The sequence below is a fragment of the uncultured Adlercreutzia sp. genome (assembly GCA_910585575.1).
In the GTDB taxonomy this organism is placed as follows: Bacteria; Actinomycetota; Coriobacteriia; order Coriobacteriales; family Eggerthellaceae; genus Adlercreutzia.
Window position 1 is genome coordinate 1 of record CAJUFS010000097.1, and the last position, 7059, is coordinate 7059.

At 62.6% G+C, this 7059-nt stretch carries 4 protein-coding genes and 1 pseudogene; all 5 read right to left on the reverse strand.

Annotation, left to right across the window (positions count from 1 at the left end):
• Positions 1-256: 256 nt before the first annotated feature.
• The gene (locus QZ307_RS10290; RefSeq protein WP_295999565.1) at positions 257-2932 is read right to left on the reverse strand and encodes a valine--tRNA ligase; all 2676 of its coding nucleotides are present in this window, start codon (positions 2930-2932) and stop codon (positions 257-259) included.
• Between the two features lie 136 nt (positions 2933-3068).
• Positions 3069-4448: an ATP-dependent Clp protease ATP-binding subunit ClpX gene (clpX, locus tag QZ307_RS10295; protein WP_295999567.1), complete on the reverse strand. Its 1380-nt coding sequence runs from the start codon at positions 4446-4448 to the stop codon at positions 3069-3071.
• 6 nt (positions 4449-4454) lie between these two features.
• Complete coding sequence (gene clpP / locus QZ307_RS10300) at positions 4455-5129, reverse strand: ATP-dependent Clp endopeptidase proteolytic subunit ClpP (protein WP_295999569.1); 675 nt, start codon at positions 5127-5129, stop codon at positions 4455-4457.
• Between the two features lie 162 nt (positions 5130-5291).
• Positions 5292-6698 carry a trigger factor gene (gene tig / locus QZ307_RS10305; protein WP_295999571.1) on the reverse strand — a complete coding sequence of 469 codons (1407 nt, stop codon included), beginning with the start codon at positions 6696-6698 and terminating at the stop codon, positions 5292-5294.
• Positions 6699-6893: 195 nt separating this feature from the next.
• Positions 6894-7059 (reverse strand): annotated as a pseudogene (locus QZ307_RS10310) (serine/threonine transporter SstT); the annotation flags it as partial.

The following is a 7059-nucleotide window of genomic DNA, read 5'->3' on the forward strand; positions in this document are numbered from 1 at the left end:
GTGCACACAGAGCACCTGCGCGGTTCCCACCCGGGCGTTGAGTACCCGAGCGTCCTTATACGCGCCCCCATCGAATAGGGCGTTCTGCTTATTAAACCAGAGTTTCAGCCCTCGCAGGGTAGCAATGCGGAAACAAGGAGAAAATAGCGCGCTACAAGCAAAGGAGGGAGCCCGCAGGTTCCCTCCTCATGTAACAACTTGAGGCCTCGCGCGCCCTTAAGAGTGCGTCGACACCTCATTGGGTTCAAGCAGTCCCCTACCCCAGCTCGGCGATCTGAGCTTCCAGACGCTGCAGCTTATCGGTAAGATCGGCCAGCTTCGCCTTGTCCTTCTCGACAATTTCGGGCGCGGCCTTTGCGAGGAAGCCCGGGTTGGAGAGCTTCTTCTCGAACTTGGCAGCGTCCTTGGCCAGGCCGTCGCGCTCCTTCACCAAGCGGGCGCGCTCGGCCTCGAAGTCAACGTGCCCGGCCAACACCACGTACACCTCGAGCCCCGTGCCCAGCACCACGGCGGACTCAGCGGGCTTGGAGGTCTCCACGGCCACGTCGAACTCCTCCACATTGGCCAGCTGGCCAATAAGATGCGCCTGGGCCAACAACAGGGCTGCGTCGTTTTCGGCGTCCACCTTTACGGCCACGGGCAGCGCCACCTTGGGCGAAATGCCGTAGCGCGAGCGGGTGGAGCGGATGGCGCCCACCACCTCGCACACCATGGCAATGGCGCGCTCAGCATCCTCGTCCACATAGGCCGCCAGAGCCTTCGCGTCGGGCCAGGGAGCCACAATGATCATGGGCGCGTCGCCTTCACCATGCGGCAGCTCGCCGTACACCTCTTCGGTGATGAACGGCATGATGGGATGCAGCAGGCGCAGGATCTGCCCCAACACGAACACCAGGTTGCGCTGGCAGGCCAAGCGATCGGCGGGGTCGGCGTCGGCCGCCAGACGGGCCTTCGAGAACTCGATGTACCAGTCGCAGAACTCGTTCCACACGAAGCCATAGAGCTCGCGGGTGATGTCGCCGAACTCGAAGTTGTCGTAGCCGGCGTCCACGGCCGCCACAATCTTCGCCAGACGGCTGAAGATCCAGCGATCGGCCGGGGTGGTGGGCTCGGGCTCGCCGGACTCGAAGCCCTCGAGGTTCATGAGCACGAAGCGGCTGGCGTTCTTCACCTTATTGGCGAAGTTGCGCGAGCTTTCCAGCTTGGCCTCGTTGAACTTCATGTCCTGGGCACCGGTCACCTGCATGAGCAGGCCGTAGCGCATGCCGTCGGCGCCGTAGTCCTCCATCAAACGCAGCGGATCGACGCCGTTGCCGCGGCTCTTCGACATGGGCTTGCCGTCGGCGGCCATCACCGTCGGGTGAATGATGACGTCCTCGAAGGGGATCTTCTCGTCGCAGCAGTACATGGACGACATGACCATGCGGGCCACCCACAGGCCCATGATGTCGCGAGCCGTGGAGAGCACCTGGGTGGGATAAGCGGTGCGCATTTGCGGTGCGTCCATGCCCTCCTCGGTCCAGCCCATGGTGGCAAAGGGCCACAGCTGGCTGGAGAACCAGGTGTCAAGCACGTCGTCGTCCTGGCGCACCGGGGCGCCGCACACGGGGCATACTTCGATCTCGTCCACCGAGGCATCTTCCCAGCCGCAGGTGTCGCAGTAGAACATGGGGATGCGATGGCCCCACCACAACTGACGGGAGATGCACCAGTCCTTCAGGTTGGCCAGCCAGTCCAGATACACCTGCTTCCAGCGAGCCGGGTGGAACTGAATGGAGCCGTCCTCCACCACGCGGGCCGCGGGCTCCTTCAAGCCGTCCACGGCCACGAACCACTGCTCGGACTCCCAGGGCTCGAGCTTGGTGTGGCAGCGATAGCAGGTCATGACGGAGTGGTCATGATCCTCCACGTGGTCCAAAAGTCCCAGCTCGTCGAAGGCGGCCACGACGGCCTCGCGGGCCTCGTCGCGGTCCATACCGGAGAACTTCCCGTAGCCTTCCACCACATGGGCCGTCTCGTCGAAGATATTGATGCGCTCAAGGCCGGCGCGCTCGCCCATGGCCCAGTCGTTGGGGTCATGGGACGGCGTTACCTTCACGCAGCCGGTGCCGAACTCGGTGTCCACGTGCCAGTCGGCGAAGATGGGAATCTCGCGATCCACCAGGGGCAGCTTCACCGTCTTGCCCACCAAGTGGCCGAAGCGCTCGTCCTTGGGGTTCACCGCCACGCCGGTGTCGCCCAGCATGGTCTCGGGACGGGTAGTGGCCACTACCAAGTACTCCAGGCCGTCCACGGGCTCGGTCAGCGGGTAGCGCAGGTACCACAGGTGCCCGGCCTCGTCCACGTATTCCGCCTCGTCGTCGGCAATGGCCGTGGTGCAGCTGGGGCACCAGTTCACGATGCGCTTGCCCCGATAGATGAGGTCGTTCTGGTACCAGTCCACGAAGAGCTTGCGCACCGCGCGCACGTAGGCCGGCTCCAAGGTGAAGTGCTCATCGGAGTAATCGCAGGAGCAGCCCATGCCCTTGATCTGGTTCACAATGGTGGTGCCGTACTCGCGGTACCATTTGTAGCACTCCTCGATGAAGGCCTCGCGCCCAATTTCCAGGCGGGAAATGCCCTGCTCGGCCAAGCGCTTGTCCACCTTGGTTTGGGTGGAGATGCCGGCGTGGTCGGTGCCGATGATCCAGCGGGTTTGGAAGCCGCGCATACGGGCGCGGCGAATGCAAGCGTCCTGGATGGTGTCGTTCAAAGCGTGGCCCATGTGCAACACGCCCGTGATATTCGGCGGCGGAATGACGATGGTATAGGACTCATTGGCGTGCTCGCCGAAGCCCGGCGTGCGCTGGAAATAGCCCGCGTCCTTCCATGCCTCGAAAATGGGGCGTTCCATGGCAGCGTAATCAGTGGCTTTCTTCTTGTCCTCCGACATACGTCCGCAACCTCGCTTTCCCTTCGTTGAAATGAAAAGGCGAACGGCACCTTTCGTCCGCTCGCCTTAAGATGCATACCTGCGATTATCGCATACCTGAGCGCTCTCGATTCCTCGAAACCGATCGGCTGTCGCTTTAGGCGGCAATAACTTGAACCGCCTGAATTTCGGGCTTCGTCTCGCCAGTGATGTCGGTGGGACGCACCACCACTTGAGACGGGCCGTCAAATTCGGGCAGATGGTACATGACGTCCAGGAGCACGCGCTCGCAGATGGAGCGCAGACCACGGGCGCCCGTGCCGTGCTCCACGGCTTCGTGGGCAATGGCCGTAAGGGCCTCGGGCTCGAAGACGAGGCGTGCGTCCTCGAACTCGAACATGCGCGTGTACTGCTTGACCAAGGCGTTCTTCGGCTCGACCAGAATGCGCACCAAGTCTTCCTCGGACAGCTCATTCAGGCTGGTGATAACCGGGATACGGCCCACGAACTCGGGGATCATGCCGTACTTGTTCAGATCCTCGGGAAGCACCTGGGAAAGCAGCTCGGCCTCGGACTCCTTCTTCGACTGGGGCAGCTCGCTGGCGAAGCCGAGCGAGGTGGTGCCCACGCGCTGCGCCACAATGTCGGCCAGGCCCACGAAGGCGCCGCCCAAAATGAACAGGATGTTCGTGGTGTCGATGGGAATGAGCTCTTGCTGGGGGTGCTTGCGGCCACCCTGGGGCGGCACTGAGGCCTCGCAGCCCTCGACGATTTTCAGCAGGGCCTGCTGCACGCCCTCGCCGGACACATCGCGCGTGATGGACAGGTTCTCGGCCTTGCGGGCGATCTTGTCGATCTCGTCGATGTAGATAATGCCGATCTCGGCTCGGGGAATATCGAAATCCGCCGCCGTGATGAGCTTGAGCAGGATGTTCTCCACATCCTCGCCCACGTAACCCGCCTCGGTGAGGGTGGTGGCGTCGGCGATGGCGAAGGGCACCTGCAGCGTACGGGCCAAGGTTTGGGCCAGCAGCGTCTTGCCGGAGCCCGTGGGGCCGATGAGCATGATGTTGCTCTTGGCCAGCTCCACGTCGCCCTCTTCGGCCACCGCGCCCATGGAGATGCGCTTGTAATGGTTGTACACGGCCACGGACAGGGCCTTCTTGGCCTCTTCCTGGCCCACCACATGCTCGGACAGGCGGTTGTACAGCTCGTGGGGCGTGGGCAGCGCGCCCAGCACCTCGGCCGGGTCAGGCTCGGTTTCCTCGATGGGCAGAGGCTGCTCGGGGGCAGCATGGGCGCCCCAGCGCCCGAAAGCGCCGCGGGGGGCGTCCTCTTCCATGAGGTCCATGTCCTGGGCCATGGCAAAACCCATGTCGCGCATCATGGCATCGGCGCACACCGAGATGCACTCGTCACAGATGTAGATGCCGTTGGGGCCCGAGATCATGGCATTGACCTGCTGGGGCGTCTTGCCGCAGAAGGCACAGTGATAGTTGCCCTCGGGGGGCTCGAAATTATTGTGCTGGTGGTTCATAAGAGGTTATTCGCTCTTCTTCTCGCCGGGCATAGCGCCATGGTGGTAGATGATCTCGTCGACGAGGCCGTATTCCTTGGCCTCTTCGGCGGTCATGTAGTTGTCGCGCTCGGTGTCGATCTGGATCTTCTCCATGGACTGGCCCGTGTTCTCGGACAGGATCTTGTTCAGACGCTTGCGGGTCTTCAGCATGAAGTCGGCCACGATGGCGATTTCGGTCTGCTGGCCCTGAGCCCCGCCGAGCGGCTGGTGGATGAGCACCATGGAGTTCGGCAGCACGAAGCGCTTGCCCTTGGTGCCCGAGGACAGCAGCACGGCCGCCATGGAGGCGCACTCGCCGATGCAGATGGTGGACACGTCGCACTTGATGAAGTTCATGGTGTCCAGAATGCCCAGACCGGCCGTGACCGAACCGCCGGGCGAATTGATGTACAGCGAGATGTCCTTATCGGGATCGGTGGCCTCGAGGTGCAACAGCTGCGCCACCACGGAGTTGGCCACATGATCGTCGATCTGCTCGCCCAAGAAGATGATGCGGTCGTTCAGCAAGCGGCTGTAGATGTCGTAGCTGCGCTCGCCGCGGGGCGACTGCTCGATAACGTAGGGGATAAGGGCGTTGCTGGGGGTTTGGACACCGCCGCCATAGGGGCGCACGATGCTCTCGATACGTTCGATGCTCATTGATGCCTCTCCTTCGCAAAGAGGGCCGCAACCTGCGGCCTTTTCATAGTTCACCAGTATGATGCTATACATCCGTTCGCAACGCAAGAGCGTCCCGCAAACGAACACAGCAGAAGGGCGGGGTCTCCCCCGCCCTTCGCGTCAACCAATGATGAGAACCGTTTACTCGGCGTCCTCGGCGGGAGCCTCTTCGGCCTTCTTCTTGGTGGTCTTCTTCTTAGCCGGCTTCTTGGCCTTCTTCTCTTCGGCGGCCTTGGCGGCAAAGTCAACCTCGGTGGCCACGGCGTTCTCCATCAGATCCTCGATGGCCTTCTGGCGCAGCAGGCCCAAACGGATGAGGTGCAGGCGACCGGCGTTGCGCCACTCCTCCTGCAGGGCCGCGGGATCCTCGGCGCCGCTCTTCTCGAACTCGGCGGTGATGTCCTCGTCGGTCACCTCGAAGCCCTTGTGGCGAGCCCAGGCCTCCAGGGCCAGCTCCTCCTTCACGTGGTCGGCGGACTGAGCCTTCAGATCCTTCTTGAACTGGTCGGACGTGATGCCCTGGCTGCCCAGATAGACATCGAAGGTCATACCGGCGCGCTGCAGCTGGGTGAAGAAGTCCTGCAGCAGCGAAGCCTCGGCCTCGGACACCATGACGGCCGGGGCGTCGCCCTCGAAGCGCTCCACCAGCTGAGCCATGATGGCGTTCTCCTTGATACGGGGCAGCATCTGGGACTTCTGCATGGACAGGGACTCGGTGATCTGCTTGCGCATATCCTCGACGTTCTCGAAGCCCATGGTCTCCTTGGCCCACTCGTCGGTGATCTCGGGCTTGACCTTCTTCTTCACCACGTTGCAGGTAACCTCGAAGTTAACGGTCTTGCCAGCCTGGTCGGCCAGAAGAATGGCCTCCTCGTCCGCGGGCACCTCCAGGGAGAACTCCTTGGTCTGGCCCTTCTTCATGCCCATGATCTCTTCGTCGAAAGCCTCGGACAGCATGCCGGCAGCCGGAGCGTACAGGCGGGACTCGCTGGAGATGGCCGGGATGTCGTTGCCCTCGGCATCGGTGGCCTTGACGGCCATGTCCATGTAGTTCTCGGGCTTCATCTTCGTGGCAGCCGAGGCGTCCTCGTAGTCGGTGTAGTGCTCGGCCATGGCGTCCATCTGCTCCTCGACCTCGGCGTCGGTGGCCTCGGCGAAGGGAACCTCGATCTCCACGGTGTCGTAGCTGGTGAGCTCGACCTCGGGGCGCAGGCTGATGGTGAAATCGAACTCGTAGGGCTTGCCGTTCTCCACCAGCTCGGTGGCGTTAACCGTGGGGTTGTTGGCCGGGCAGAGCTTCTCGGCCTCGATGGCCAGCGGGTAGGCGCCGTTCACCAGCTCGTCGGTGACGGTGGCCAGCACGGCCTCGGCACCCAGGGCGTTATCGATAACCGGGCGCGGGGCCTTGCCCTTGCGGAAGCCCGGGAAATTGTACTTGCGGGCAAAGTCCTTGTAGGCCTTGGCAATGCGCTCGTCGACGTCGGCGGCGTCCACGGTGACGGTTACCTTGACTTCGCTGCCCTCCAAGGGCTCAACTTTTGTTTCCACGAAATATTCCTCCATCGTTTCCTTGCACGGCGCAGCCTTCGCGCCGTCCATGACACTTCTAGGGCGTCTGCGGAACAAACAGCCCCCAGAAGCGCACCGATTCGCTATTATGCCACAACGCTTTTCGCGTGACCATAACTTCACACAAGAAGACCCGCCGAAGCGGGTCTTCACTGTAGCAAAGCTAATGTGAGACTAGGACAGCTCGTCCGCCGAGAAGGCGTCGTGGCCCATGCGCACCTCTTTGCCCTCCTTGATCATCTGGCGGTACTCGGCCGTGGCCGTGAACAGCACGTCGGACGAGGAGTTCAGGCCTGTCTCGCAGGAGTCCTGGATGACGCCGATGATGAAGCCGATGCCC